Source organism: Pseudomonas sp. GW821-FHT12A04 (assembly GCF_058807755.1).
The window spans coordinates 243992-267421 of record NZ_JBXAQZ010000002.1 but is presented as its reverse complement, the minus strand read 5'-3'; the positions used below and the strand labels follow the sequence as shown (position 1 = coordinate 267421).

Annotated in this window: 20 protein-coding genes; 8 read left to right on the top strand and 12 right to left on the bottom strand. The window is 60.7% G+C overall.

Annotated features, from left to right (window positions below; genetic code table 11):
* Position 1 precedes the first annotated feature (1 nt).
* Positions 2 to 508 (top strand): hypothetical protein, encoded by a 507-nt coding sequence (locus tag AC1RS8_RS04015; RefSeq protein WP_489339449.1) that lies wholly within the window; start codon positions 2 to 4, stop codon positions 506 to 508.
* Between the two features lie 56 nt (positions 509 to 564).
* Positions 565 to 2028: a vWA domain-containing protein gene (locus tag AC1RS8_RS04010; RefSeq protein WP_218494629.1), complete on the top strand. Its 1464-nt coding sequence runs from the start codon at positions 565 to 567 to the stop codon at positions 2026 to 2028.
* Positions 2029 to 2060: 32 nt separating this feature from the next.
* On the opposite strand, the gene AC1RS8_RS04005 is transcribed toward AC1RS8_RS04010, so the two are convergent.
* Positions 2061 to 2981, bottom strand: a complete 921-nt coding sequence (locus AC1RS8_RS04005; RefSeq protein WP_057712762.1) for a LysR substrate-binding domain-containing protein — start codon at positions 2979 to 2981, stop codon at positions 2061 to 2063.
* A 159-nt stretch (positions 2982 to 3140) separates the two neighbouring features.
* On the opposite strand from AC1RS8_RS04005, the gene AC1RS8_RS04000 reads away from it, so the two are divergent.
* On the top strand, positions 3141 to 4538 hold the full coding sequence (locus AC1RS8_RS04000; protein ID WP_489339450.1) for a NorM family multidrug efflux MATE transporter: 1398 nt from the start codon (positions 3141 to 3143) through the stop codon (positions 4536 to 4538).
* A 122-nt stretch (positions 4539 to 4660) separates the two neighbouring features.
* Here the strand turns inward: AC1RS8_RS04000 and AC1RS8_RS03995 are convergent, their stop codons facing one another.
* Positions 4661 to 6334, bottom strand: a complete 1674-nt coding sequence (locus AC1RS8_RS03995; RefSeq protein ID WP_489339451.1) for a putative bifunctional diguanylate cyclase/phosphodiesterase — start codon at positions 6332 to 6334, stop codon at positions 4661 to 4663.
* 264 nt (positions 6335 to 6598) lie between these two features.
* On the opposite strand from AC1RS8_RS03995, the gene rep reads away from it, so the two are divergent.
* Entirely contained in the window at positions 6599 to 8608 is a 2010-nt protein-coding gene (rep, locus tag AC1RS8_RS03990) for a DNA helicase Rep (RefSeq protein ID WP_489339452.1), read from the top strand.
* Positions 8609 to 8665: 57 nt separating this feature from the next.
* A complete protein-coding gene (locus tag AC1RS8_RS03985; RefSeq protein ID WP_057712760.1) occupies positions 8666 to 9238 on the top strand; it encodes a xanthine phosphoribosyltransferase in 573 nt (190 codons plus the stop codon).
* 129 nt (positions 9239 to 9367) lie between these two features.
* Here the strand turns inward: AC1RS8_RS03985 and AC1RS8_RS03980 are convergent, their stop codons facing one another.
* From AC1RS8_RS03980 to dadA, 6 genes are all read right to left on the bottom strand, one after another.
* Entirely contained in the window at positions 9368 to 11290 is a 1923-nt protein-coding gene (locus AC1RS8_RS03980) for an acetyl-CoA hydrolase/transferase C-terminal domain-containing protein (protein ID WP_489339453.1), read from the bottom strand.
* Positions 11291 to 11561: 271 nt separating this feature from the next.
* Positions 11562 to 11984 (bottom strand): c-type cytochrome, encoded by a 423-nt coding sequence (locus AC1RS8_RS03975; protein ID WP_090452146.1) that lies wholly within the window; start codon positions 11982 to 11984, stop codon positions 11562 to 11564.
* A 182-nt stretch (positions 11985 to 12166) separates the two neighbouring features.
* Positions 12167 to 12715 (bottom strand): cupin domain-containing protein, encoded by a 549-nt coding sequence (locus AC1RS8_RS03970; protein WP_007975150.1) that lies wholly within the window; start codon positions 12713 to 12715, stop codon positions 12167 to 12169.
* 127 nt (positions 12716 to 12842) lie between these two features.
* Positions 12843 to 13916 carry an alanine racemase gene (gene alr / locus AC1RS8_RS03965; RefSeq protein WP_489339454.1) on the bottom strand — a complete coding sequence of 358 codons (1074 nt, stop codon included), beginning with the start codon at positions 13914 to 13916 and terminating at the stop codon, positions 12843 to 12845.
* A 99-nt stretch (positions 13917 to 14015) separates the two neighbouring features.
* Complete coding sequence (locus tag AC1RS8_RS03960) at positions 14016 to 14369, bottom strand: RidA family protein (RefSeq protein ID WP_057712756.1); 354 nt, start codon at positions 14367 to 14369, stop codon at positions 14016 to 14018.
* Positions 14341 to 15645, bottom strand: coding sequence for a D-amino acid dehydrogenase (dadA, locus tag AC1RS8_RS03955; protein WP_218494623.1), 1305 nt, complete (start codon positions 15643 to 15645; stop codon positions 14341 to 14343). Before dadA ends, AC1RS8_RS03960 begins: the two co-directional genes overlap by 29 nt.
* 157 nt (positions 15646 to 15802) lie before the next feature.
* Here dadA and AC1RS8_RS03950 point away from each other — a divergent pair, with 157 nt between their 5' ends.
* Positions 15803 to 16291: an Lrp/AsnC ligand binding domain-containing protein gene (locus tag AC1RS8_RS03950; protein WP_007975155.1), complete on the top strand. Its 489-nt coding sequence runs from the start codon at positions 15803 to 15805 to the stop codon at positions 16289 to 16291.
* Between the two features lie 152 nt (positions 16292 to 16443).
* On the opposite strand, the gene AC1RS8_RS03945 is transcribed toward AC1RS8_RS03950, so the two are convergent.
* The gene (locus tag AC1RS8_RS03945; RefSeq protein WP_007975156.1) at positions 16444 to 16797 is read right to left on the bottom strand and encodes a YkgJ family cysteine cluster protein; all 354 of its coding nucleotides are present in this window, start codon (positions 16795 to 16797) and stop codon (positions 16444 to 16446) included.
* A 147-nt stretch (positions 16798 to 16944) separates the two neighbouring features.
* Between AC1RS8_RS03945 and AC1RS8_RS03940 the strand changes: the two genes are divergently transcribed.
* On the top strand, positions 16945 to 18252 hold the full coding sequence (locus tag AC1RS8_RS03940) for an NAD(P)/FAD-dependent oxidoreductase (protein WP_489339455.1): 1308 nt from the start codon (positions 16945 to 16947) through the stop codon (positions 18250 to 18252).
* A 143-nt stretch (positions 18253 to 18395) separates the two neighbouring features.
* On the opposite strand, the gene AC1RS8_RS03935 is transcribed toward AC1RS8_RS03940, so the two are convergent.
* Positions 18396 to 18641, bottom strand: coding sequence for a DUF1127 domain-containing protein (locus AC1RS8_RS03935; protein WP_090452154.1), 246 nt, complete (start codon positions 18639 to 18641; stop codon positions 18396 to 18398).
* 179 nt (positions 18642 to 18820) lie between these two features.
* On the opposite strand from AC1RS8_RS03935, the gene AC1RS8_RS03930 reads away from it, so the two are divergent.
* Positions 18821 to 20254, top strand: coding sequence for an aminotransferase-like domain-containing protein (locus AC1RS8_RS03930; protein WP_489339456.1), 1434 nt, complete (start codon positions 18821 to 18823; stop codon positions 20252 to 20254).
* 141 nt (positions 20255 to 20395) lie between these two features.
* Here AC1RS8_RS03930 and AC1RS8_RS03925 read toward each other — a convergent pair whose 3' ends face one another.
* Together AC1RS8_RS03925 and AC1RS8_RS03920 are read right to left on the bottom strand one after the other, a co-directional pair.
* Positions 20396 to 21538, bottom strand: coding sequence for an MFS transporter (locus tag AC1RS8_RS03925; RefSeq protein WP_090452158.1), 1143 nt, complete (start codon positions 21536 to 21538; stop codon positions 20396 to 20398).
* A gap of 186 nt (positions 21539 to 21724) precedes the next feature.
* The gene (locus AC1RS8_RS03920) at positions 21725 to 23218 is read right to left on the bottom strand and encodes an aldehyde dehydrogenase (protein ID WP_489339457.1); all 1494 of its coding nucleotides are present in this window, start codon (positions 23216 to 23218) and stop codon (positions 21725 to 21727) included.
* Positions 23219 to 23430: the final 212 nt, after the last annotated feature.

The following is a 23430-nucleotide window of genomic DNA, read 5'->3' as shown; positions in this document are numbered from 1 at the left end:
CATGACGCTACGACAACTAATGGTCATCACTGCCGTCCTGGCCCTGAGCGGTTGCGCGACCCAACCCGGCGAATGCGATGCAACCAATCGCGACAGCAGCATGCTGACCAAGATGAACTGCGACTACTCCGGTGGTTACAGCGATCAGGTCAAGCAGAAGGAAACGGCACTGAGCGAGTCCCGACAGCAAAACGCAATGTTCCGTCAGGTGTACGAGAACATTCAGGCCCAGCAGCTCAGCACCAAGACCGATCTGGCCAGCCAGCAGAAATCCCAGGCGGCGCTGAATCAGTCGCTGGCGCAACTGCTGACCTCGCTCAAGGCTCGGCGTGGCAATGAGGCCCAGGTGCAGAAGCAGATTGCCGACCTCGAGAAGCAGCTCAAGGCTTCGCAAGCGGCGCCAACGGCCAAATCAACACCCGCGACACTCGCGGCCAAGCAGCAAGAGCTGAAAACGTTGCAGAAGAAGGTCAATCAGCTGCAATTCAGCCTCGGCTACGAAGAGTAACTTTTCACCCCGCAAGCGTCCCGATGGATGCCTGCACTTTTTCAGGAATCGTCGTCATGCAGCGGGTCATCAGGGATGCGCAAGCCACATCGGAGGGGATGAGTGCGCTGCAAGCCAAAGTCGCCCTCATCCAGAAACACTTTCCGCCGACCGTCGCCAGTCTGTTTGCTATCCCGCGGATGGGCAGCGGCGACGTGCTGGAATGGTGGACCGAACTGGGTGGCCAACCCACGCCTTATGCCGATCTCAACGAGGACGCGCAACGACGTTTGCTGGAAACCTATGAAGTACGTCAGACGTCCCTCGGACAGCTGGCGGATGAACTGCAAAAACGCGGTCAAACGACGGAAGCGAATGACCTGCGCAGCCTGCTCGGTACGCCTGAGCTGGACAAACTCTACAGCCTCAACGGTGAGCCTTTGGTGGTGCGGTGGAACCAGCGTCCGCCCAAACCGATCGTGCCGCCAGTGGTGCCCGTCCTACCGCCGTCGCGTCGTGGCTGGTGGATCGCGGCAGCCTTGCTCGCGCTGCTGTTGCTGCTTCTGGCGCTCTGGCTCTGGTGGTTCCTGCACCGTGAGCCGGTTGTCGTGGTTCCGCCTGTAGCGCCTGTGGCACCGGTAGTGACGCCTGTTGAGAAACCGGTTGAACCTGTCCCCGAGCCTGTCGTGGAACCGGAACCGAAACCTGTTCCGGCACCAGAACCCACGCCAGAGCCGGTAGCGGAACCCAAGCCGGTCCCGCCACCAAAGCCGGCACCGGCACCGGAACCCAAGCCGACCCCGCCACCCAAACCGGTTCCACCACCAAAACCGGTAGTGGCTGCCCCGCCACCCGCCCCGACGCTGGACAACTTCGCATGCCGCAAAACAGCGCCGAAGTCAGAGGTCCCGCAGTTCGTGGTGGTGCTCGACACCTCGGGTTCGATGGATTTGAACATCAAGTCAGTGAAATCCGACGAGGACTGGTTCTTCGGTCCTGACATCAACAAGCTCCTGGACCCGAACCGCACCATGCGGCTTACCGCCAAACCCAGCCGCATGGACGTCGCCAAGGACTCGCTGGCCGGCATGATCAACGGGCTGGACCCGAAGATCGACACACGCCTGATCACCTTCGCCGGCTGCGAAAGAACACCGGACCAGGGTTTGTTCAAGTTCGGCGACCGCCCGCGGCTGATCAACGGGATTCGAGGCCTGGTTCCCGACGACGGCACACCGCTGGCCGACAGCCTGGCCCACGCGGCGAGTACCGTCGACGGGCGCAATAACGATGCGGTGATCGTGATGTTCGTCGACGGTGAAGACGGTTGCGGGCAGGACGTTTGCGCGGTATCCCGTCAAATCGCCAGGGAACAACCGCGCCTGCGGGTCAACGTGGTGAAAATCGGTGCTGGCGGCCCGTCACGCTGTATCGCTGAAAACACCGGAGGTCGGGTTTACAACAGCACCAATGCGGCTGAGTTGGGTAACCTGTTGAAACAGGCGAGCAAGGAAGTATCCAGCAATGCCAAGTGCGATTAGCTTGGGGACTGATCCGACTTGCCTGCGATGATTCATCTCAAGTGCTCGACCGCCGGTAGCTCCATGGCCCGAACCTCACCCAAAAGAAAATCGCTGAGGCGGCGCAAACGCTCGCCTCCGGGGCGGGTTTTCGGCCAGACCAGGAAATAATTCTCACCGCTGGCGACGGCTGTCGGCCACGGCAAACTCAGACGTCCCTGCGCGACATCCTCCGCGACCATCAGCAAATCGCCCATGGACACGCCGTAGCCACGGGCGGCTGCAATCATGCCCAGTTCCAGCGTGTCGAACACCTGACCGCCCTTGAGCGAGACCTGATCGGTCAGGCCCATGCGCTCCAGCCAGTTGCGCCAGTCACGGCGGTCCGGTGTCGGGTGCAGCAGCTCGGTACTGGCCAGGCGCGCGACGTCCCATGGTTGATCCTTCAGAAGATTCGGCGCGCCCACCGGAATCAGCTCTTCGGGGAACAGGAGAGTCGCCTCCCAGTCCGGTGGAAAATGCCCATTGCTGAGGATGACGGCGCAGTCGAACGGTTCGTCATTGAAATCCACTGAATCGACGTCCATCCACGCACTGGTCAATTGCACTTCGTTGCCCGGCTGCAGATGACGGAAGCGGCTGAGGCGCGCCAGCAACCAACGCATGGTCAGGGTCGACGGAGCTTTCATGCGCAGGATGTCGTCTTCGGCGCGCAAGGTATTGCAGGCCCGCTCCAGGGCGGTGAAGCCTTCGCGAATGCCCGGCAACAGCAAACGGGCCGACTCGGTCAGTTGCAGGTTGCGGCCACTGCGATGAAACAAGCGGCAGGCAAAGTGCTCTTCGAGCGTACGAATATGCCGGCTGACCGCACTTTGGGTAATCGACAGTTCTTCGGCCGCGCGGGTAAACGAACTGTGCCGCGCCGCCGCTTCGAATGCGCGCAGGGCATACAAGGGAGGAAGACGACGGGACATTGGGAAAGCTCCTACTGCGGGGTTCGCCTACCCTAGCAGAAACTCTCCAGCATGAGTTTGAATCATGCCATCCATCCTTTTTATCCCTTTGTGAAAACCGTGCAGAGCGCCGAGAATCGGTGCTTTCCTGTTCCCTTTTGATAATCGAGCGTGATGACCATGCAGCATCCAGCACGTACTGAACTCTGGGCCATCCTGCGGCTGGCCGGGCCGTTGATTGCCTCGCAGTTGGCGCACATGCTGATGGTCCTCACCGACACTCTGATGATGGCGCGCCTGAGTCCCGAGGCCCTGGCCGGTGGCGGGCTCGGTGCGGCGACCTATTCGTTCGTGTCGATTTTCTGCATCGGCGTGATTGCAGCGGTCGGCACCTTGGTGGCGATCCGTCAGGGTGCCGGCGATATTGTCGGGGCCACTCGACTGACCCAGGCCGGGTTGTGGCTGGCGTGGCTGATGGCGCTGGTCGCCGGTTTGCTGTTGTGGAACCTCAAACCGGTGCTGCTGCTGTTCGGCCAGACTGAAAGCAACGTCAACGCAGCCGGGCAGTTTTTGATCTTCCTGCCGTTCGCCCTGCCCGGCTACCTGAGCTTCATGGCCCTGCGCGGGTTCACCAGCGCCATTGGCCGTGCAACGCCAGTGATGGTCATCAGTGTTGGCGGTACGGTCGCCAACTTCCTGCTCAACTATGCGCTGATTACCGGCATGTTCGGCCTGCCGAAACTGGGGCTGACGGGCATCGGGCTGGTCACGGCGATTGTCGCCAACCTGATGGCACTTGCGCTGGCGTGGCACATTCGTCGGCATCCGGCTTATGAGGCCTATCCGCTGCGCCAGGGCCTTTCGCGGCTGAACCGCCAGTACCTGAAGGAGCTGTGGCGTCTGGGGCTGCCGATTGGCGGTACCTACGCGGTGGAAGTCGGGCTGTTTGCCTTCGCCGCGCTGTGCATGGGCACCATGGGCAGCACACAGCTGGGGGCTCATCAGATTGCCCTGCAAATCGTTTCGGTGGCGTTCATGGTCCCGGCAGGGATTTCTTATGCAATCACCATGCGCATCGGCCAGCACTACGGCGCCGGGCAATTGCTGGATGCGCGGCTGGCCGGGAGGGTCGGTATTGCCTTCGGGGCGGTGGCGATGCTGTGTTTCGCCATGGTCTTCTGGCTATTGCCAAACCAGTTGGTCGGTTTGTTTCTCGACCACAACGACCCGGCGTTTCGCGATGTCATCAACCTTGCCGTGAGCCTGTTGGCGGTGGCGGCATGGTTCGAACTGTTCGACGGCACGCAAACCATTGCCATGGGCTGCATCCGCGGACTCAAGGATGCCAAGACCACTTTCCTGGTCGGCCTGGGTTGCTATTGGCTGATCGGCGCACCGGCGGCGTGGTGGATGGCGTTCCACCTGGGCTGGGGGCCAACGGGCGTCTGGTGGGGCCTGGCGCTGGGGCTGGCGTGTGCGGCGGTGAGCCTGACGCTGGGATTTGAGTGGAAGATGAAGCGGATGATCAAGCGCGACACGACGCTAGTGCAGCGTTTCGAGGTTGCTCAGCCTGACTGAGCCCCCTGTAGGAGCAAGCTCGCTCGCGATGGTCGTCAACGATAACGCTGGTTGGCAGGTGCCCCGCGGCGTTCTCAGGTTTATCGCGAGCAAGCTCGCTCCTACAGGGCTCTGTGGCAACCTCAGCCCACGATTTCCAGCATCGGCTGCTGATTGCTGCCAAACGTCAGATACTCCACCAGTTCGGCCAGCGGCAATGGCCTGCTGATCAAATACCCCTGTACCTGATCGCATTCAAACCCACGCAGCAGCTCCAGTTGCTCCGGCGTTTCCACGCCTTCTGCGACCACCTCGAGGTTGAGGTTGTGCGCCAGGTTGATCATCGCGTGGACCAGTTTGCGGTTTTCCTCACGCTGCTCCATGCCGCCGACAAAGCTCTTGTCGATCTTCAGCAAGGTGATCGGCAGGCTGTTGAGGTGCACGAAGGATGAAAACCCGGTACCGAAGTCGTCGAGGGAGAAGCGCACACCGAGGCGCCCGAGGGCGTCCATGGTCTGCTTGACCAGTTCGCTACGGCGCATCACGGCGGTTTCGGTCAGTTCAAACTCCAGCCACTGCGCTTCGACGCCGCGCTCGGCAATCAGGCGACTCAGGGTCGACAGCAACTGGCTGTCCTGGAATTGCCGGAACGACAGGTTGATCGCCATGTGCAACGGTGGCAAACCCAGCTCAAGCAGCGCCTGCATGTCGCGCAAGGCCCGAGAAATCACCCAGTAGCCCAGCGGGACAATCAGACCGCTTTGCTCAGCCAGCGGCACGAATTCACTCGGTGGAAGCAAGCCGCGCTCGGCATGCCGCCAACGCACCAAAGCTTCGAGGCCGACGATCTGCCCGTCTTCGAGGTTCAGCCGTGGCTGGTAATGCAGCTCCAGCTCATCGCGGCGCAGTGCCCGACGCAGCTCGGTTTCGAGGTCGGCGATGCTGCGGGCATTGCGATTGATGCGCTCGTTGAAAATGTGAAAGGTGCAGCCCTGGGTGCTTTTGGCCTGCTGCATCGCGATGTGCGCATGCCACATCAGCGGATCCGCACCGGCCTGGGCCCGGGCATAGGCAATGCCCAGGCTGGAACCGATCAACAGGCTTTCGCCATCGACCCAATAAGGCTCGGCCAGTACTTCGCTGATGCGCTCGGCCATCCACTCGGCACGCTGGGGAGCACGACGGGTGTCGATCAGCAGAGCGAATTCATCACTGCCCAGGCGCGCCAGTTGATCGCCGGCCTCAAGCTGACTCTTGAGCCGCGCCACCACCTGCAGGATCAGGCGATCACCGGCCTGATGGCCGAGGGCGTCGTTGGCATAACGAAAGTTGTCGAGGTCGAGATGACCGAGGGCCAAGCCGCGACCGTCGTTTTCCGCCAGGCGCGCCGTCAGCAGAGTCTGGAAGCCCTGGCGGTTAGCGATGCCGGTCAGTGGATCTTGCTCGGCCAGACGTTGAAGGGTGTTTTCCAGAACGCCACGTTCGCGCACATGGCGTAGGCAACGGCGCAACATGCCGGGATCGAGATGATCGCGCACCAACCAGTCACTCACACCGTCGGGCGGGATCAGCGGCTCATGGTCGAGCAACAACACCGTCGGCAGGCTGCAACGGCCCGGCGCCGGCTGAAGTTGCGGGATGGTCAATAACACCGCGCTGCGGTTGTCATCGAACAGGCTGCTGACCGACTCCCAACTCGGCGCGCTGATGAGCACGACCGAGCTCCCCATAGGAGCCAGACACTCGCGCAACAACGCTGCCCACGCTGGCTCTTCGGCCAGTAGCAGCAAACGCAAGGGTTCGACAGGCGTAGACAAGCTAGCTCCCTAGACTCTGCAAAGATGTAGGCGACGGGCATTATGCCGTTCCGATGACCAATGACAATGACATCGGTGAGCAAAACGAGACCTTTGTATCCGGAAATACGAACATTAGCCGCAAATTCGTTGCGCATCCTGCGTGAAAGTAACAAAACCGGCAATTACAGATAGCGTGGTACGTCACAAGTCGGACAGAGCAGCACAATTCGCTGAGCCTGTTAAAATGCCGGCCCATTTCGTGACTGACTCCTGAATTTACCTATGTCCCGACTCAATCCCCGGCAGCAAGAAGCCGTGAGCTACGTCGGCGGCCCTCTTTTGGTGCTCGCCGGTGCTGGCTCCGGCAAGACCAGCGTGATCACGCGCAAAATCGCGCACCTGATCCAGAACTGCGGCATCCGCGCCCAGTACATCGTCGCCATGACCTTTACCAACAAGGCCGCCCGCGAGATGAAGGAACGGGTCGGCACCCTGCTGCGCTCTGGCGAAGGTCGTGGCCTGACGGTCTGCACCTTCCACAACCTGGGCCTGAACATCATCCGCAAGGAACACGTGCGGCTGGGCTACAAACCGGGCTTCTCGATCTTCGACGAGACCGACGTCAAGGCCCTGATGACCGACATCATGCAGAAGGAATACTCGGGCGACGACGGCGTCGACGAGATCAAAAACATGATCGGCGCCTGGAAAAACGACCTGATCCTGCCGGCCCAGGCCCTGGAAAACGCGCGCAACCCCAAGGAACAGACCGCTGCCATCGTCTACACCCACTACCAGCGCACGCTCAAGGCGTTCAACGCGGTGGATTTCGACGACCTGATCCTGCTCCCGGTGAAGCTGTTCGAAGAACACGCCGACATCCTGGAAAAATGGCAGAACAAGGTGCGCTACCTGCTGGTGGACGAATACCAGGACACCAACGCCAGCCAATATTTGCTGGTGAAAATGCTCATCGGCAAACGCAACCAGTTCACCGTGGTGGGCGACGACGACCAGTCGATCTACGCCTGGCGCGGCGCGCGCCCGGAAAACCTGATGCTGCTCAAGGACGACTACCCCTCCTTGAAGGTGGTGATGCTGGAGCAGAACTATCGCTCCACCAGCCGCATCCTGCGCTGCGCCAACGTGCTGATCTCGAACAACCCGCACGAATTCGAAAAGCAGCTGTGGAGTGAAATGGGTCACGGCGACGAAATCCGCGTGATTCGCTGCCGCAACGAGGACGCCGAGGCCGAGCGCGTGGCCATGGAAATCCTCAGCCTGCACTTGCGCACCGACCGCCCGTACAGCGATTTCGCGATCCTGTATCGCGGCAACTACCAGGCCAAGCTGATCGAGCTGAAATTGCAGCACCACCAGGTGCCGTATCGCCTGTCCGGCGGCAACAGCTTTTTCGGTCGCCAGGAAGTAAAGGACCTGATGGCCTACTTCCGCCTGATCGTGAACCCGGACGACGACAACGCCTTCCTGCGGGTGATCAACGTGCCGCGCCGCGAGATCGGCTCGACCACGCTGGAGAAGCTGGGCAACTACGCCACCGAACGCAAGATCTCGATGTACGCCGCCACCGACGAAATCGGCCTGGGCGAGCATCTCGACAGCCGCTTCACCGATCGCCTGTCGCGTTTCAAGCGCTTCATGGACAGGGTGCGCGAGCAGTGCGCCGGCGAAGACCCGATCTCGGCCCTGCGCAGCATGGTCATGGACATCGACTACGAGAACTGGCTGCGCACCAACAGCTCCAGCGACAAGGCTGCCGATTACCGCATGGGTAACGTCTGGTTCCTGATCGAGGCGCTGAAGAACACCCTGGAAAAAGACGAAGAAGGCGAGATGACCGTCGAGGACGCCATCGGCAAACTCGTCCTGCGCGACATGCTCGAGCGCCAGCAGGAAGAGGAAGACGGCGCCGAAGGCGTGCAGATGATGACCTTGCATGCGTCCAAGGGCCTGGAATTCCCCTACGTGTTCATCATGGGCATGGAGGAGGAAATCCTCCCGCACCGCTCCAGCATCGAAGCCGACACCATCGAAGAAGAACGTCGCCTGGCCTACGTGGGCATTACCCGTGCGCGCCAGACCCTGGCCTTCACCTTCGCCGCCAAGCGCAAGCAGTACGGCGAGATCATCGATTGCGCGCCGAGCCGCTTCCTCGATGAGTTGCCGCCGGACGACCTGGCCTGGGAAGGCAACGACGACACACCGACCGAAGTCAAAGCCGTGCGAGGCAACAACGCATTGGCGGATATACGCGCGATGTTAAAGCGCTAGAATTGACCACTTTTTTAAAACCTTAGGGCGCACAAGGCGCCAACAGAGGACAGCTTCATGGAAGCCCTGCACAAGAAAATTCGCGAAGAAGGCATCGTGCTTTCCGACCAGGTCCTGAAAGTCGACGCCTTTCTGAACCACCAGATCGACCCGGCCCTGATGAAGCTGATCGGCGACGAATTCGCCACGCTGTTCAAGGATTCGGGCATCACCAAGATCGTCACCATCGAAGCCTCGGGCATCGCCCCGGCGATCATGACCGGTCTGAACCTTGGCGTGCCGGTGATCTTCGCCCGCAAGCACCAGTCCCTGACCCTGACCGAAAACCTGCTGTCGGCGACCGTGTACTCGTTCACCAAGCAGACCGAAAGCACCGTGGCCATCTCTCCGCGCCACCTGACCAGCAGCGACCGCGTGCTGATCATCGATGACTTCCTGGCCAACGGTAAGGCGTCCCAGGCACTGATTTCGATCATCAAACAGGCCGGCGCCACCGTGGCAGGCCTGGGGATCGTGATCGAGAAGTCGTTCCAGGGTGGCCGTGCAGAGCTGGATTCGCAGGGTTATCGCGTAGAGTCCCTGGCGCGTGTGAAGTCGCTGGCCGGTGGCGTCGTAACCTTCATCGAATAAAGGCCACACTGCACATCCCCCTGTGGGAGCGAGCTTACTCGCGATTGCATAGTGTCAGTCGACATCTTCGTTGACTGATACACCGCTATCGCGAGCAAGCTCGCTCCCACAGTTGTTTTGGGGGGGCAGTTACTGCGCAGTCGCCTTGAGGCCAGTGAGCAGCAAGCGCTGATACAAGTCTTCCTTCAGCCCTTCCGGACTGGCCAACTGCATGCGCTCCAGATGTTCTGGAAACAACGCAGGCTCCGGCGCATCCAATGCTGCCTTGCCCAACTCCAGCACCTCGCTCAGCTTGAACTTGCTCTTGAGCCAGTTCAGCGCCCGCAACACATCCCGCTCGACCTCGGTGAAATCACAACCCAGCGGATACTCTGGAAACAACTGCGGGTGCCGCGCCTGAATCTCCTGCAAACGCTGCGGGCTGTTATCGGTAAAGCGCGGATCGAGACGGAAGTCCTTGGGCAATTTGCCGACTTTCTGTGCCTGCGCGATCAGCCCCGACTGGAAACGTGAGTCGCTGATATTTAACAGTGCTTCAATCACCGCCGCATCGGTCTTGCCCCGCAGGTCGGCGATGCCGTACTCGGTGACCACGATGTCCCGCAGATGCCGCGGAATCGTACAGTGACCATACTCCCAGACGATGTTCGAGCTGACGTCGCCTCCAGACTCACGCCAGCTGCGCAGCAGCAACACCGAACGCGCGCCTTGCAACGCATGCCCCTGCACCACGAAGTTGTATTGCCCGCCTACGCCGCTGAGCACACGTCCGTCTTCGAGCTGATCCGCCACCGCGGCACCGAGCAAGGTCACGGTGAACGCGGTGTTGATGAACCTCGCATCGAGACGTTGCAAGCGCTTGAGTTCTTCCTGGCCGTAGAGCTCGTTGATGTAGCTGATGCGGGTCATGTTGAATTCAAGCCGCTTGCTCTGCGGCAACTCACGCAAGCGTTCATAGAAGCTGCGCGGCCCGAGGAAGAATCCGCCGTGCACCGAGATGCCATCGGTTTGCGCAGCCTCGTCGAGGGTGCCGGCATTCGCCTGCTGTTGGGTCGCCGCGTTCGGATAAACCTTACGCCGCACGATCCCGGCATCGGCCAGCACCAACAAGCCGTTGACGAACATTTCGCTGCAGCCATACAAGCCTTTGGCGAAGGGCTCGATGCCGCCTTCGCGCTCGATCAGTTGCGCCCAGTGGCTGAGGTTTACGTCTGCCAGCAAAGCCCTGTATCCGTCGTTGTCGGCTTGCCGCGCCAGCAGCGCCGCCGTCAGCGCATCACCCATGGAACCGATGCCGATCTGCAAGGTGCCGCCGTCACGCACCAGAGTGCTGGCGTGCAGGCCGATGAAATGGTCCTGAAAGCCCACCGGCATGTTTGGCGTGGAAAACAGCGTGGTGTTGTCCTTCTCATCGATCAGCAGGTCAAAGGTGTCGATGCCCAGTTCCGCATCGCCGGGCATGTAAGGCAGATCGTTGTGTACTTGGCCGACCATCAGGATGGTTTCTCCGGCGGCGCGGCGCTTGGCGATCATCGGCAATAGGTCGAGGGTGATGTCCGGGTTGCAGCTGAGGCTCAAGCGGTCGGGATGCTCGGCATGGCTGGCCACCAGTTGCGCCACCAGATTCAACCCGGCGGTGTTGATGTCCCGGGCCGCATGGCTGTAGTTGCTGCTGACGTAATCCTGTTGCGCCGTAGCACAGTTGAGCAGGCTGCCAGGCTGCATGAAGAACTGTTGGATGTGGATGTTGCCCGGTAAACCGTCGCGACGCAGGTCGGCGAGAAACTCCAGCTCCGGATAATCGCCGAACACCCGCTCGACAAAGGGTTCGAGAAATCGCTTTTGCAAACCATCGCCCAAGGGTGGGCGCCCCAGACACAACGCGGTGTAGATCGTCAGTCGTCGCTCGGGCGACTGTGCGATTCGTCGATACAGCGCGCTGACGAAGTGATTGGGTTTGCCCAACCCCAGAGGCAGGCCCATGTGGATATGCGTCGGCAACCGTGCCAAGACGTCATCGACTGCCTGTTCGATAGAGCACAGCTGAACCATCGGATCACCCCTCGCTTTCCATGACTTGAGCCTGGACCGAGCTTGCCGGGTCTTTGCTGCAATGAACAGTCCGTTAATGCCAATCGGCCGCCACAAAGACCTTGTAGGAGCGAGCTCGCTCGCGAAGAACCTGAGAGCACCGCGGGGTGCCAGGTTTCCAGCGTTATCGTTGACGACCATCGCGAGCGAGCTCGCTCCTACAAGGGTCAGCGCGGACTTGCAGGCACAAAAAAACCGTCCTGGGACGGTTTTTTGCGAACGATGCGGCGCCTTATTTCAGGCCGGACATCTTCTGGATGGCGCTTTTGAGCTCGGCGTCTGCACAATCGGCGCAGGTGCCTTTTGGCGGCATCGCGTTGATGCCGGAGATCGCCTTGGCGAGCAAGCCGTCAACACCACCTTCTTTCTTGGCACGCTCGCCCCAAGCGGCGGCATCACCGATTTTCGGCGCGCCCAACAGGCCTGAACCGTGGCAAGCGTTGCAATGTTTTGCAATCACTTCATCCGGGGTTTTCGCACCACCACCGCCGCCAGCGGAAGCGGCCACTTCCATGCCCTTGCACTCTTTACCCTGAACACAAACCTGGCCGACTGGCTCAAGGCGTTTGGCAATATCGTCGTTGGTCGCAGCCTGAGCGCTGACACTGACAGCCCATAGGGCCAATACGGTTGCTGGTGCAGCCAGCATTTTCATAATTAGGTTCACGCGTTCACCCTCAATGGTGGCTAGTCACGCCTACGGCCACGGTTCGCAGGCGGGCGCAAGTATAGCGGTAAGCCCGCCGCACTGAAACAACCCCAAAGTCGGAGGGGTCTTAGGCCGCGACGGAAAAACAGCCCGGGCACCTCTGCGATGCTGGCAGGACGCCTCTTTTCTTAGAAATTCGCTGGTGTGGCTGCGCTGATTAGTCGCGCAGGCGCATCGAACGGATTTCGGAAACGGTGTGGCTTGGTACTTTCAAAGTAGTAGCTATCGCCGGCTTCGAGGACAAAAGTTTCGAGACCGACCACCAGTTCCAGTTTTCCTTCGACCAGGATGCCGGTTTCCTCGCCCTCATGGGTGAGCATCTCGTCACCGGTATCGGCGCCTGGCGGATAGATTTCATTGAGGAATGCGATGGCCCGGCTCGGGTGCGCCCGACCGACCAGCTTCATGGTCACGGCACCATCGGAAATATCGATCAGCTCGTTGGCCTTGTAGACGATCTGGGTCGGTTTTTCCTGCAGGATTTCTTCGGAAAAGAACTCGACCATGGACATGGGAATCCCGCCCAACACCTTGCGCAGCGAACTGATCGAAGGGCTAACGCTGTTCTTCTCGATCATCGAAATCGTGCTGTTGGTGACCCCCGCCCGTTTGGCGAGCTCACGCTGGGAAAGGCCTTTGAGCCTACGGATGGATTGCAGTCGTTCACCGACGTCCAAAGCTTGCGCCTCCAGGATTCAGATTGTTGGAATATTGAGCGTTATCATGGCGACAGCGTTCAGTATTTACAACACCTTGACCTGAATCCTGCTCAGCGAGGCGACTTCCGGTCTGGAGCCCTGCTCACTAAGCCCCGGAATAGAGCAGTGGCACTCGGCGCAGGTTGCAGAAGATCTGGTAAGGAATCGTGCCGGCAGCCATGGCCACATCACTGGCGAGGATGTTTTTGCCCCACAACTCGACGGTCGAACCGAGACCGGCCTGCGGCACATCGGTCAGGTCGATACAGAGCATGTCCATCGATACCCGGCCGATCAACTGGCTGCGCTGCCCGGCAACCAGCACTGGCGTGCCGGTCGGTGCCAGACGTGGGTAGCCGTCGGCGTAACCCATGGCCACCACGCCAATGCGCATCGGTTTAGGGGTGATGAATTTGGCGCCGTAACCGACGGGCTCGCCAGCCGGCAACTCGCGCACACTGATCACCTTCGATTCCAGGGTCATGACCGGTTGCAGCCGCGATGCCACTTCGTTGGCTTCTTCGAAGGGCGTGGCGCCATACAGCATGATGCCTGGGCGCACCCAGTCACTCGGTATCTGCGGCCAACCGAGCACCGCCGGCGAGTTGCGCAGGCTGACCTCGGCGGACAAGCCCTTGCGTGCCGCTTCAAATACCGCCACCTGCTCCGCGCTGGCCTGTTCGTGCAGTTCGTCGGCACGCGCAAAGTGGCTCATCAGCACCACTTTCGCGACCTTGCCGCTGGCCAGCAGCCGTTGATAGGCCGCCTGATAATCCGCCGGGTGCAGGCCCACCCGGTGCATGCCCGAGTCGAGCTTCAGCCACACGGTGATCGGCTTGCTCAACGCGGCTTTTTCGATGGCTTCGAGCTGCCACAGCGAATGCACCACGCACCAGAAATCATGCTCGAAGATCAGCGCCAGCTCGTCGGCTTCGAAAAAGCCTTCCAACAGCAGGACCGGCGCACGAATGCCCGCCGCCCGCAGCTCCAAGGCCTCTTCGATGCAGGCCACGGCAAACCCGTCCGCCTCGGCTTCCAGCGCCTGGGCGCAACGCACCGCGCCATGGCCATAGGCATCGGCCTTGATCACCGCGAGGGCACGAGCCCCCGTGAGTTCACGGGCGATCCGGTAGTTGTGACGCAGGGCTTGAAGGTCGATCAGGGCACGGGCAGGACGCATGGCGGCAGACTTCTGGTCGGGTTATCGGGAAGAAAAACCGGTGCTGGCTGACAGCGTTAACCACCAACAGCACCGGGAGAGGGATCTTTTCTGACAGGCTTATGGCAGAGCGGCGACAACCGACAGCTCGACCAGGATTTCCGGTTCGCACAATTTCGCTTCAACGGTGGCTCGGGCGGGAGCGACGCCTTTTGGCAGCCACTTGTCCCACACCGCGTTCATGCCTTCGAAATGCGCGTCGATGTCCTTCAGGTAAATCGTCACCGACAGCAGATTGTGCTTGTCGGTGCCGGCCAGATCGAGCAACCGCTCGATGTTGGCGAGAGTTTCACGGGTCTGCTGTTCAATCCCGGCGTTCATGTCGTCGCCCACCTGTCCGGCCAGGTAAACCGTGCCGTTATGGGTGACGATCTGACTCATGCGCTCATTGGTGAGCTGGCGCTGGACTGACATGCTTAGCAGACTCCTGGGTTTTGTTGCCATAACGGGAAATATCGAGGCCTTCGGCGCTGATCTGCGGCTTTCTCTTGGCCATCAGGTCCGCCAGCAAGCGACCGGAGCCACAGGCCATGGTCCAGCCCAGCGTGCCGTGACCGGTGTTCAGGAACAGGTTCTTGAACGGTGTGGCGCCTACGATTGGCGTGCCATCTGGAGTGGTCGGGCGCAGGCCGGTCCAGAAGCTCGCTTCGGCCAGATTGCCGCCCTGAGGATAAAGGTCGTTGACGATCATCTCCAGGGTTTCGCGCCGGCGCGGATTCAGCGACAGGTCAAAACCGGCGATCTCCGCCATGCCGCCAACGCGGATGCGGTTGTCGAAACGGGTGATCGCGACCTTGTAGGTCTCGTCGAGAATGGTCGAAGTCGGGGCCATTGCCGGGTTGGTGATCGGCACGGTCAGGGAGTAGCCCTTGAGCGGGTACACCGGCGCCTTGATCCCCAGTGGTTTGAGCAATTGCGGCGAGTAGCTGCCAAGCGCCAGGACGTAGCGGTCGGCGGTTTCCAGCTTGCCGTCGATCCATACGCCGTTGATGCGGTCACCGGCGAAGTCGAGGCGCTGAATGTCCTGGTCGAAACGGAATTGCACACCGAGGTTCGCGGCCATCTCGGCGAGCTTGGTGGTGAACATCTGGCAGTCGCCGGTCTGGTCGTTCGGCAGGCGCAAGGCACCGGCGAGGATGTCAGTGACGCTGGCCAGCGCCGGCTCAACGCGGGCAATACCTTCGCGGTCGAGCAATTCGAACGGCACACCGGACTCTTTCAGCACGGCGATGTCTTTCGCGGCGCCGTCCAGTTGAGCCTGGGTGCGGAACAGTTGGGTGGTACCGAGGCTGCGGCCTTCATAGGCAATGCCGGTTTCGGCACGCAGTTCATCGAGGCAGTCACGGCTGTACTCGGACAGACGGACCATGCGCTCCTTGTTCACCGCGTAACGGCTGGCGGTGCAGTTGCGCAGCATCTGTGCCATCCACAGGTACTGGTCGATGTCGGCCGTGGCCTTGATCGCCAGTGGCGCGTGGCGCTGCAACAGCCACTTGATGGCCTTGAGCGGCACGCCCGGCGCGGCCCACGGCGAGGCATAACCCGGCGAGACCTGCCCGGCATTGGCGAAACTGGTCTCCATGGCAGCGGCCGGCTGCCGGTCCACAACCACCACTTCAAACCCGGCACGGGCCAGATAATAAGCACTGGTGGTACCGATGACGCCGCTACCCAAGACCATGACGCGCATTTTCATATCCCTCATCGCGGCTAACCGCTGACGTTTGTTATTCAGAGCTTCAGATGTGCGCAGTGTAAAAAAGATTTGCCAGTGCATTTCACTATATAAGCGCCTATATTTGGCGACAATTCTCGGCAAAAACCCTTTTCACGGAGGCGCATCCCCTATGCGTACCAACACTCAGACCAAACGTGAGCTGGACAAGATCGACCGCAACATCCTGCGGATCCTGCAAGCGGACGGGCGGATTTCCTTTACCGAGCTTGGGGAAAAGGTCGGGCTCTCGACCACGCCCTGTACCGAGCGGGTCCGGCGTCTGGAGCGCGAAGGGATCATCATGGGCTACAACGCCAGGCTCAATCCGCAGCATCTGAAGGGTAGTCTGCTGGTGTTCGTCGAGATCAGCCTGGACTACAAGTCCGGCGATACTTTCGAAGAGTTCCGGCGTGCGGTGCTGAAATTGCCCCATGTGCTGGAGTGCCACCTGGTGTCAGGGGATTTCGACTACCTGGTGAAGGCGCGGATTTCCGAGATGGCCTCGTACCGCAAATTGCTGGGCGACATCCTGCTCAAGCTGCCCCACGTGCGCGAGTCCAAGAGTTACATCGTGATGGAAGAGGTGAAAGAGAGTCTGACTCTGCCGATTCCGGATTGAAGATTTTCCGGTGTCTGTTCCGACCCCATCGCGAGCAAGCTCGCTCCCACAATGAACCGGTTTTGAACACAAAATTCAGGCAGACTCAAATACCTGTGGGAGCGAGCTTGCTCGCGATTGAGGCAACTCGGTCCACCTGAAGACCCGCTGTTTTAAACCAACACCTGCCGGGTACTGGCCATGTACTCGAACACCTGCTTCTCCACTCTCGGATGAATCAACTCCACTGGCCCCCGCCCATTGGGGCACGGCAGGGTCTTGGTGGTGCCGAACAACCGGCAGATCAGCGGCCGCTCGTCATACACCGTGCAACCATTGGGCCCCAGATGCACACAGTTGAGTTCTTCCATGGCGGCATCCTGCTCGGCGCGGGTCTTGCGCGGCAGGCGTGACATTTCTTCCGGCGAGGTGGTCACCGGCCCGCAGCAGTCATGGCAGCCGGGAACGCACTCGAACGAGGGAATCTGCTGTCGCAATGTGCGGATTGTCTGGCTGTTGCAGCTCATTGAAGCGGTGACCAATAGCGGAATAGAGCGCGATTCTGACGCAAAAGCCCCGATCCAGACAGCACCAGCCGACCAATGTTGCCCGTCCGGGAAGGTCCGGCTTATGCTCCGTCAAGTTTTCTAAACGCAAGCATCAGGAACACGCACATGAATGCCCGTGCTCAACAGCCTGCAATGAACCACACCGCGTCCTACTACGCCGCCAGCAGCCTGCCGCAGCCCGAACTTCCGGCGCTCCAAGGCGAAGTGATGGCCGATGTCTGTGTGGTAGGCGGTGGGTTTTCGGGGTTGAACACGGCGCTTGAGCTGGCCGAACGCGGCCTTAGTGTAGTGTTGCTTGAAGCCCATAGAATCGGCTGGGGCGCCAGTGGACGCAATGGCGGGCAACTGATCCGCGGCGTCGGCCACGGCCTCGATCAGTTCACCAACGTCATCGGTGTCGAAGGTGTTCGGCAAATGAAACTCATGGGCCTGGAAGCCGTGGAAATCGTCCGGCAACGGATCGAGCACTTCCAGATCCCCTGCGACCTGACCTGGGGATATTGCGACCTCGCCAACAAGCCCCGTGACCTTGAAGGTTTCGCCGAGGATGCCGAAGAGCTGCGCAGCCTCGGTTATCGCTACGAGACCCGTTTGCTGCAAGCCAACGAGATGCACACCGTGGTCGGCTCTACGCGTTACGTCGGCGGCCTGATCGACATGGGCTCGGGGCACCTGCATCCACTGAACCTGGCCTTGGGCGAAGCATCCGCGGCACAACGACTGGGGGTCCAGTTGTTCGAGCACTCGGCCGTGACCCGCATCGACTATGGCCCAGAGATCAAGGTCCATGCCGCCGAGGGCTCGGTGCGCGCCAAGACCCTGGTACTGGGTTGCAATGCTTACCTCAATGACCTCAACCCGGAACTCAGCGGCAAAGTCCTGCCCGCCGGCAGCTACATCATCGCCACCGAACCACTGAGCGAAGAACGGGCCCACGCCCTGCTGCCGCAGAACATGGCGGTCTGTGACCAGCGCGTGGCGCTGGACTACTACCGGCTCTCGGCGGACCGGCGCCTGCTGTTTGGTGGTGCCTGCCATTACTCCGGCCGCGACCCCAAAGACATCGCTGCGTACATGCGTCCGAAAATGCTGGAGGTCTTCCCGCAACTCAGTGCAGTGAAGATCGATTACCAATGGGGCGGCATGATCGGTATCGGCGCCAACCGCCTGCCGCAGATCGGGCGACTCAAGGACCAGCCGAATGTGTATTACGCCCAGGCCTATTCCGGTCATGGCGTGAACGCCACACACCTGGCCGGCAAGCTGTTGGCCGAAGCCATCAGCGGCCAGCACAGCGGCGGCTTCGATCTGTTTGCCAAGGTGCCGCACATCACATTCCCGGGTGGCAAGCATTTGCGTTCGCCGTTGCTGGCATTGGGGATGTTGTGGCATCGGTTTAAAGAGTTGGTCTGAAGGTTTAGCTGGGCCTGTACCGACGCCATCGCGAGCAAGCTCGCTCCCACAGTGTTTGGCAGTGTTCACAAAATTTGTGTTCACCACCGTTCCTTGTGGGAGCGAGCTTGCTCGCGATGAGGCCCTGAAGAACACCGCAAAACTCAGATCCGCCAGAAAGGCTTCAGCCCCTCCTCCCGCGCCTGCTCCCGCGTCAGCCCGATGTCCTTGAGCTGGTCAGCCGTCAGGGCCAGCAACGCCTTGCGCGTGTGCAGGCGACGCCAGAACCGGTCCCAGCGATTCAGGCCGGACGACGCATTGCCCATGCCCCCCTCCCGCGTGCCGTTGTTCTGCCCGGTCGCCAGCTCCTGACTGTGTAACGTCAGCCGCACATCGCTCAAACCGTTCATCTTGGATGCTCCTGTTTACTTGGGTAGCCAGAGGTTCCATGATGCGTGGGCGCGCAAGAGCATTACAGATTCAAAACAACTGTATTAACTCCATACAGCTCTGCCGATTCCGCCACTGAATCCCGATTTTTCGCCCGATCTGTACTGGTTAACCGAATCACCCTTATCGAGGCTGCACCATGACCCTTTACGTCAACCTCGCCGAATTGCTCGGCACACGTATCGAACAGGGCTTCTATCGCCCCGGCGACCGGCTGCCTTCGGTTCGGGCGCTGAGCGTCGAGCACGGCGTCAGCCTGAGCACAGTGCAGCAGGCCTATCGGGTGCTGGAGGACAGCGGGCTGGCCATGCCTCGGCCCAAGTCCGGGTACTTCGTCCCGGCCAGCCGCGAACTGCCGGATTTGCCGGCAGTCGGCCGCCCGGCCCAACGGCCGGTGGACATTTCCCAATGGGATCAAGTGCTGGAGTTGATTCGCGCCGTTCCGCGCAAAGACGTGGTGCAACTGGGTCGCGGCATGCCGGACATCACCAGTGCGACCATGAAACCGCTGCTGCGTGACCTGGCGCGAATCAGCCGTCGGCAGGACATGCCCGGCCTGTATTACGACAACATCCACGGCAACCTTGAACTGCGCGAACAGATCGCTCGCCTGATGCTCGATTCCGGCTGCCAGTTGAGTGCCAGCGAACTGGTGGTGACCACTGGATGCCATGAAGCGCTGTCCACCAGTATTCGCGCGACCTGCGAGCCCGGCGACATTGTCGCGGTGGACTCGCCGAGCTTTCACGGCGCGATGCAGACCCTCAAGGGCCTGGGCATGAAGGCCCTGGAAATCCCCACCGATCCACTGACCGGCATCAGCCTCGAAGCGCTGGAACTGGCCCTGGAACAGTGGCCGATCAAGGTCATACAGTTGACCCCCAACTGCAACAACCCGTTGGGCTACATCATGCCGGAGTCGCGCAAACGCGCGTTGTTGACGCTTGCGCAGCGCTATGACGTGGCGATCATCGAGGACGATGTGTATGGCGAGCTCGCCTACACCTACCCGCGTCCGCGCACGATCAAGTCCTTGGACGAGGACGGTCGTGTCCTGTTGTGCAGTTCGTTTTCCAAGACCCTGGCACCCGGCCTGCGCATCGGCTGGGTCGCGCCCGGCCGCTATCTGGAACGGGTACTGCACATGAAATACATCAGCACCGGATCCACCGCGCCACAACCGCAGATCGCCATCGCCGAATTCCTTAAAGGTGGCCACTTCGAACCGCATTTGCGGCGGATGCGTACGCAATACCAGCGCAATCGCGACATGATGATTGATTGGGTGACCCGCTACTTCCCGGCCGGCACCCGCGCCAGTCGCCCACAGGGCAGCTTCATGCTGTGGGTCGAACTACCGGAAGGTTTCGACACCCTGAAACTGAATCGCGCATTGCACGACCAGGGCGTACAGATTGCCGTGGGCAGTATTTTTTCCGCCTCGGGCAAGTACCGCAATTGCCTGCGCATGAACTACGCTGCCAAGCCAACACCGCAGATCGAAGACGCAGTACGCAAGGTCGGTACGACAGCGATCAGACTGCTGGCGGAAAACGATCAGCTCAGCGACTGACCTTTCTTCGGGAATCAGCGTACATATGCCTATCTGCGCCGCCAAACGGAGTTGGTGGCGGCGCTTCAATGCCTGGCTGAGCAATTCGGTTGGCTGGGGACGATGTTGTAAGACTCGACCGCCACAGTCCTGCGATGCTCATCAGGCTGGCTGAGCGGTGCCAAACGCCCCTTGCCGCGACACCACAATCAGTACGCCCAAGGCCCCCACTGCCATCAGCAACGGCAACGCATGGCCGTTGATCCACTGGCTGCCGGCACCCGCCAGCAGCGGCCCGACCAAGCAACCAATCCCCCACAGCTGTGCAATATGCGCGTTGGCCCGCACCAGTGCGTCGTCGCGATAACGCTCACCGATCAGGATCAGTGACAAGGTGAACAAGCCACCGGCACTGGCGCCAAACAAGACCCACAGCGGCCAGATCAGCAGTGTGTCGATCAGCATCGGAATCGCCAGGCTCGACACCAGCAAGACGACTGCGCAGCCGGTAAACAACGCCCGCCGCGACAAACGATCGGCCAACGCACCAATCGGCAATTGCAGCACCGCATCACCGACGACCACCGTACTGACCATCGCCAGAGCGATCTCCGTGGTGAAGCCCTGGCGCAGGCAGTAGACCGGCAACAGCGTCAAAATCATCGCCTCGAACGCGGCGAACAGCGACACCGCCCAGGCAATCGCCGGCAGGCCACGACAAAACTCAAGCAAATCACGCAGGGTCACGCTGCTGGCTTCACTGCTCGGCGCGCCACTGCGGCCCAGCAACAGGAACGGAGCCCCCATCAGCAAACCGACGCCCACCCAAAAGCCATAGTCATGCTCGGTACCGAGGAAGCCCAACAACACCGGCCCCGCCAGCTGACTCAATGCGTAGCTGCTGCCATACAGCGCCACCAGCCGCCCGCGCCATTGCTCGACCACCAGTTGATTGATCCAGCTTTCACCGATGATGAATACAAGGGTCAGGATCACCCCGATCATCAGCCGCAGCACCAACCAGATCGGATAGCTCGGCAACAGCGCCAGCAAACCGATCGAAATCGCCCCGGCCCACAGGCACAGGCGCATCAGATTGGCCGTGCCGAATCGCGCCGCCAGATGGCTGGAGATTTTCGCCCCCAGCAGGACGCCGATGGCTGGCATCGCGGCCATCACGCCAATGGCAAACGAGCCGTAGCCCCAGCTTTCCAGGCGAAACGACACCAGCGGCATGCTGACACCCAGGGCCAGGCCGACACTCAGGACAGATGCCAAAACGGCGAAATAAGTCGCCCAACGCATGTTCCACGCTCCTGTGGATATTTTTATGTACAACACAAAACATTGTGGGAGCGAGCTTGCTCGCGATGACGGAGCAACATTCAACATTGAAGTCGACTGTTACACCGCTATCGCGAGCAAGCTCGCTCCCACAAGGGATCTGTGTCGTTCGGGAGGCCTGCTCTACAACAGACCTCCCTTAACGGCTTACAACTTGATCCAGGTCGCCTTCAGCTCGGTGTATTTGTCGAACGCGTGCAGGGATTTGTCGCGACCGTTGCCGGACTGCTTGAAGCCACCGAACGGAGCGGTCATGTCACCGCCATCGTACTGGTTGACCCACACACTACCGGCACGCAGTGCGCGGGCGGTGAGGTGGGCCTTGGAAATGTCGGCCGTCCAGACCGCAGCGGCCAGGCCGTACGGTGTGTCGTTGGCAATCGCGATGGCTTCTTCGGCGCTGTCGAATTCGATGACCGACAGTACCGGGCCGAAGATTTCTTCCTGGGCGATTTTCATCGCATTGCTCACACCATCGAAAATCGTCGGCTCAACGTAAGTGCCGCCAGTTTCCTGGAGCGTACGCTTGCCACCGGCCACCAACCTGGCGCCGTCGGCATGACCAGACTCGATGTAGGACAGTACGGTGTTCATCTGCTGGGTATCGACCAGCGCGCCAACATTGGTCGCCGGATCCAGCGGATTGCCCGGCTTCCAGGCCTTCAGCGCCTCGATCACCAGCGGCAGGAATTTGTCCTTGATCGAACGCTCCACCAGCAGGCGCGAACCGGCGGTGCAGACTTCGCCCTGGTTGAAGGCGATGGCGCCAGCAGCGGCTTCGGCAGCATCCTGCAGATTCGGCGCATCGGCGAACACGATGTTCGGGCTCTTGCCGCCGGCTTCGAGCCAGACTCGCTTCATGTTCGACTCGCCGGAGTAGATCAGCAATTGCTTGGCGATTTTGGTCGAGCCGGTGAATACCAGGGTGTCGACGTCGTTGTGCAGGGCCAAGGCCTTGCCGACGGTGTGACCGTAACCCGGCAGCACGTTCAGCACGCCTTTCGGGATGCCGGCTTCGACAGCCAGTTCAGCGATGCGGATGGCGGTCAGCGGGGATTTTTCGGACGGCTTGAGGATCACCGAGTTACCGGTGGACAGCGCAGGACCGAGTTTCCAGCACGCCATCATCAGCGGGAAGTTCCACGGCACGATGGCGCCCACAACACCCACCGGCTCACGGGTCACAAGACCCAACTGATCGTGCGGAGTGGCTGCCACTTCGTCGTAGATCTTGTCGATGGCTTCGCCGCTCCAGCTCAAGGCTTGCGCCGCGCCGGGAACGTCGATGTACAGGGAATCGCTGATCGGCTTGCCCATGTCCAGGGTTTCAAGCAGGGCCAGCACTTCGGCGTGCTGTTTCAGCAGGCCGGCAAAACGGATCATGGTGGACTTGCGTTTGGTCGGCGCCAGACGCGACCAGACACCGGAATTGAACGTGGCGCGAGCGTTTTCCACGGCGCGCTGGGCATCGGCGGCGTCACAACTGGCAATCTTGCCGAGCAGACGGCCATCGACCGGGCTGATGCACTCGAATGTCTCGCCGGAAACGGCGTCGGTGTATTCGCCATTGATATAGGCGCGGCCTTCGATTTTCAGGTCGCGGGCACGTTGTTCCCAGTCGGCACGGGTCAGGGTGGTCATGCGAGTGTCCTCCTCTTATTGATACGACACCCGCGTTCTTCGCGGGCGCTGTCAGGAATTCTGCCCGGCCAGCCTGCTTTTCGGCCCAAGGCATCCACCACCCTAAACCAGCGGCAGGTGAAGTTTCAATATATTTGACATAACACCGGCAAACGGCCTTGCGATGTTCATTTTAATAAACATAGACTTTGGCAATACCAACGCCATGACGG

Excerpts from the sequence above, each read along its gene's own strand:
- AC1RS8_RS04015 (WP_489339449.1), top strand. The coding sequence starts at position 2 with ATGACGCTACGACAACTAATGGTCATCACTGCCGTCCTGGCCCTGAGC.
- AC1RS8_RS04010 (WP_218494629.1), top strand. The coding sequence starts at position 565 with ATGCAGCGGGTCATCAGGGATGCGCAAGCCACATCGGAGGGGATGAGT.
- AC1RS8_RS04005 (WP_057712762.1), bottom strand. The coding sequence starts at position 2,981 with ATGTCCCGTCGTCTTCCTCCCTTGTATGCCCTGCGCGCATTCGAAGCG.
- AC1RS8_RS04000 (WP_489339450.1), top strand. The coding sequence starts at position 3,141 with ATGCAGCATCCAGCACGTACTGAACTCTGGGCCATCCTGCGGCTGGCC.
- rep (WP_489339452.1), top strand. The coding sequence starts at position 6,599 with ATGTCCCGACTCAATCCCCGGCAGCAAGAAGCCGTGAGCTACGTCGGC.
- AC1RS8_RS03985 (WP_057712760.1), top strand. The coding sequence starts at position 8,666 with ATGGAAGCCCTGCACAAGAAAATTCGCGAAGAAGGCATCGTGCTTTCC.
- AC1RS8_RS03980 (WP_489339453.1), bottom strand. The coding sequence starts at position 11,290 with ATGGTTCAGCTGTGCTCTATCGAACAGGCAGTCGATGACGTCTTGGCA.
- AC1RS8_RS03975 (WP_090452146.1), bottom strand. The coding sequence starts at position 11,984 with ATGAAAATGCTGGCTGCACCAGCAACCGTATTGGCCCTATGGGCTGTC.
- alr (WP_489339454.1), bottom strand. The coding sequence starts at position 13,916 with ATGCGTCCTGCCCGTGCCCTGATCGACCTTCAAGCCCTGCGTCACAAC.
- AC1RS8_RS03960 (WP_057712756.1), bottom strand. The coding sequence starts at position 14,369 with ATGTCAGTCCAGCGCCAGCTCACCAATGAGCGCATGAGTCAGATCGTC.
- dadA (WP_218494623.1), bottom strand. The coding sequence starts at position 15,645 with ATGCGCGTCATGGTCTTGGGTAGCGGCGTCATCGGTACCACCAGTGCT.
- AC1RS8_RS03950 (WP_007975155.1), top strand. The coding sequence starts at position 15,803 with ATGCGTACCAACACTCAGACCAAACGTGAGCTGGACAAGATCGACCGC.
- AC1RS8_RS03945 (WP_007975156.1), bottom strand. The coding sequence starts at position 16,797 with ATGAGCTGCAACAGCCAGACAATCCGCACATTGCGACAGCAGATTCCC.
- AC1RS8_RS03940 (WP_489339455.1), top strand. The coding sequence starts at position 16,945 with ATGAATGCCCGTGCTCAACAGCCTGCAATGAACCACACCGCGTCCTAC.
- AC1RS8_RS03935 (WP_090452154.1), bottom strand. The coding sequence starts at position 18,641 with ATGAACGGTTTGAGCGATGTGCGGCTGACGTTACACAGTCAGGAGCTG.
- AC1RS8_RS03930 (WP_489339456.1), top strand. The coding sequence starts at position 18,821 with ATGACCCTTTACGTCAACCTCGCCGAATTGCTCGGCACACGTATCGAA.
- AC1RS8_RS03925 (WP_090452158.1), bottom strand. The coding sequence starts at position 21,538 with ATGCGTTGGGCGACTTATTTCGCCGTTTTGGCATCTGTCCTGAGTGTC.
- AC1RS8_RS03920 (WP_489339457.1), bottom strand. The coding sequence starts at position 23,218 with ATGACCACCCTGACCCGTGCCGACTGGGAACAACGTGCCCGCGACCTG.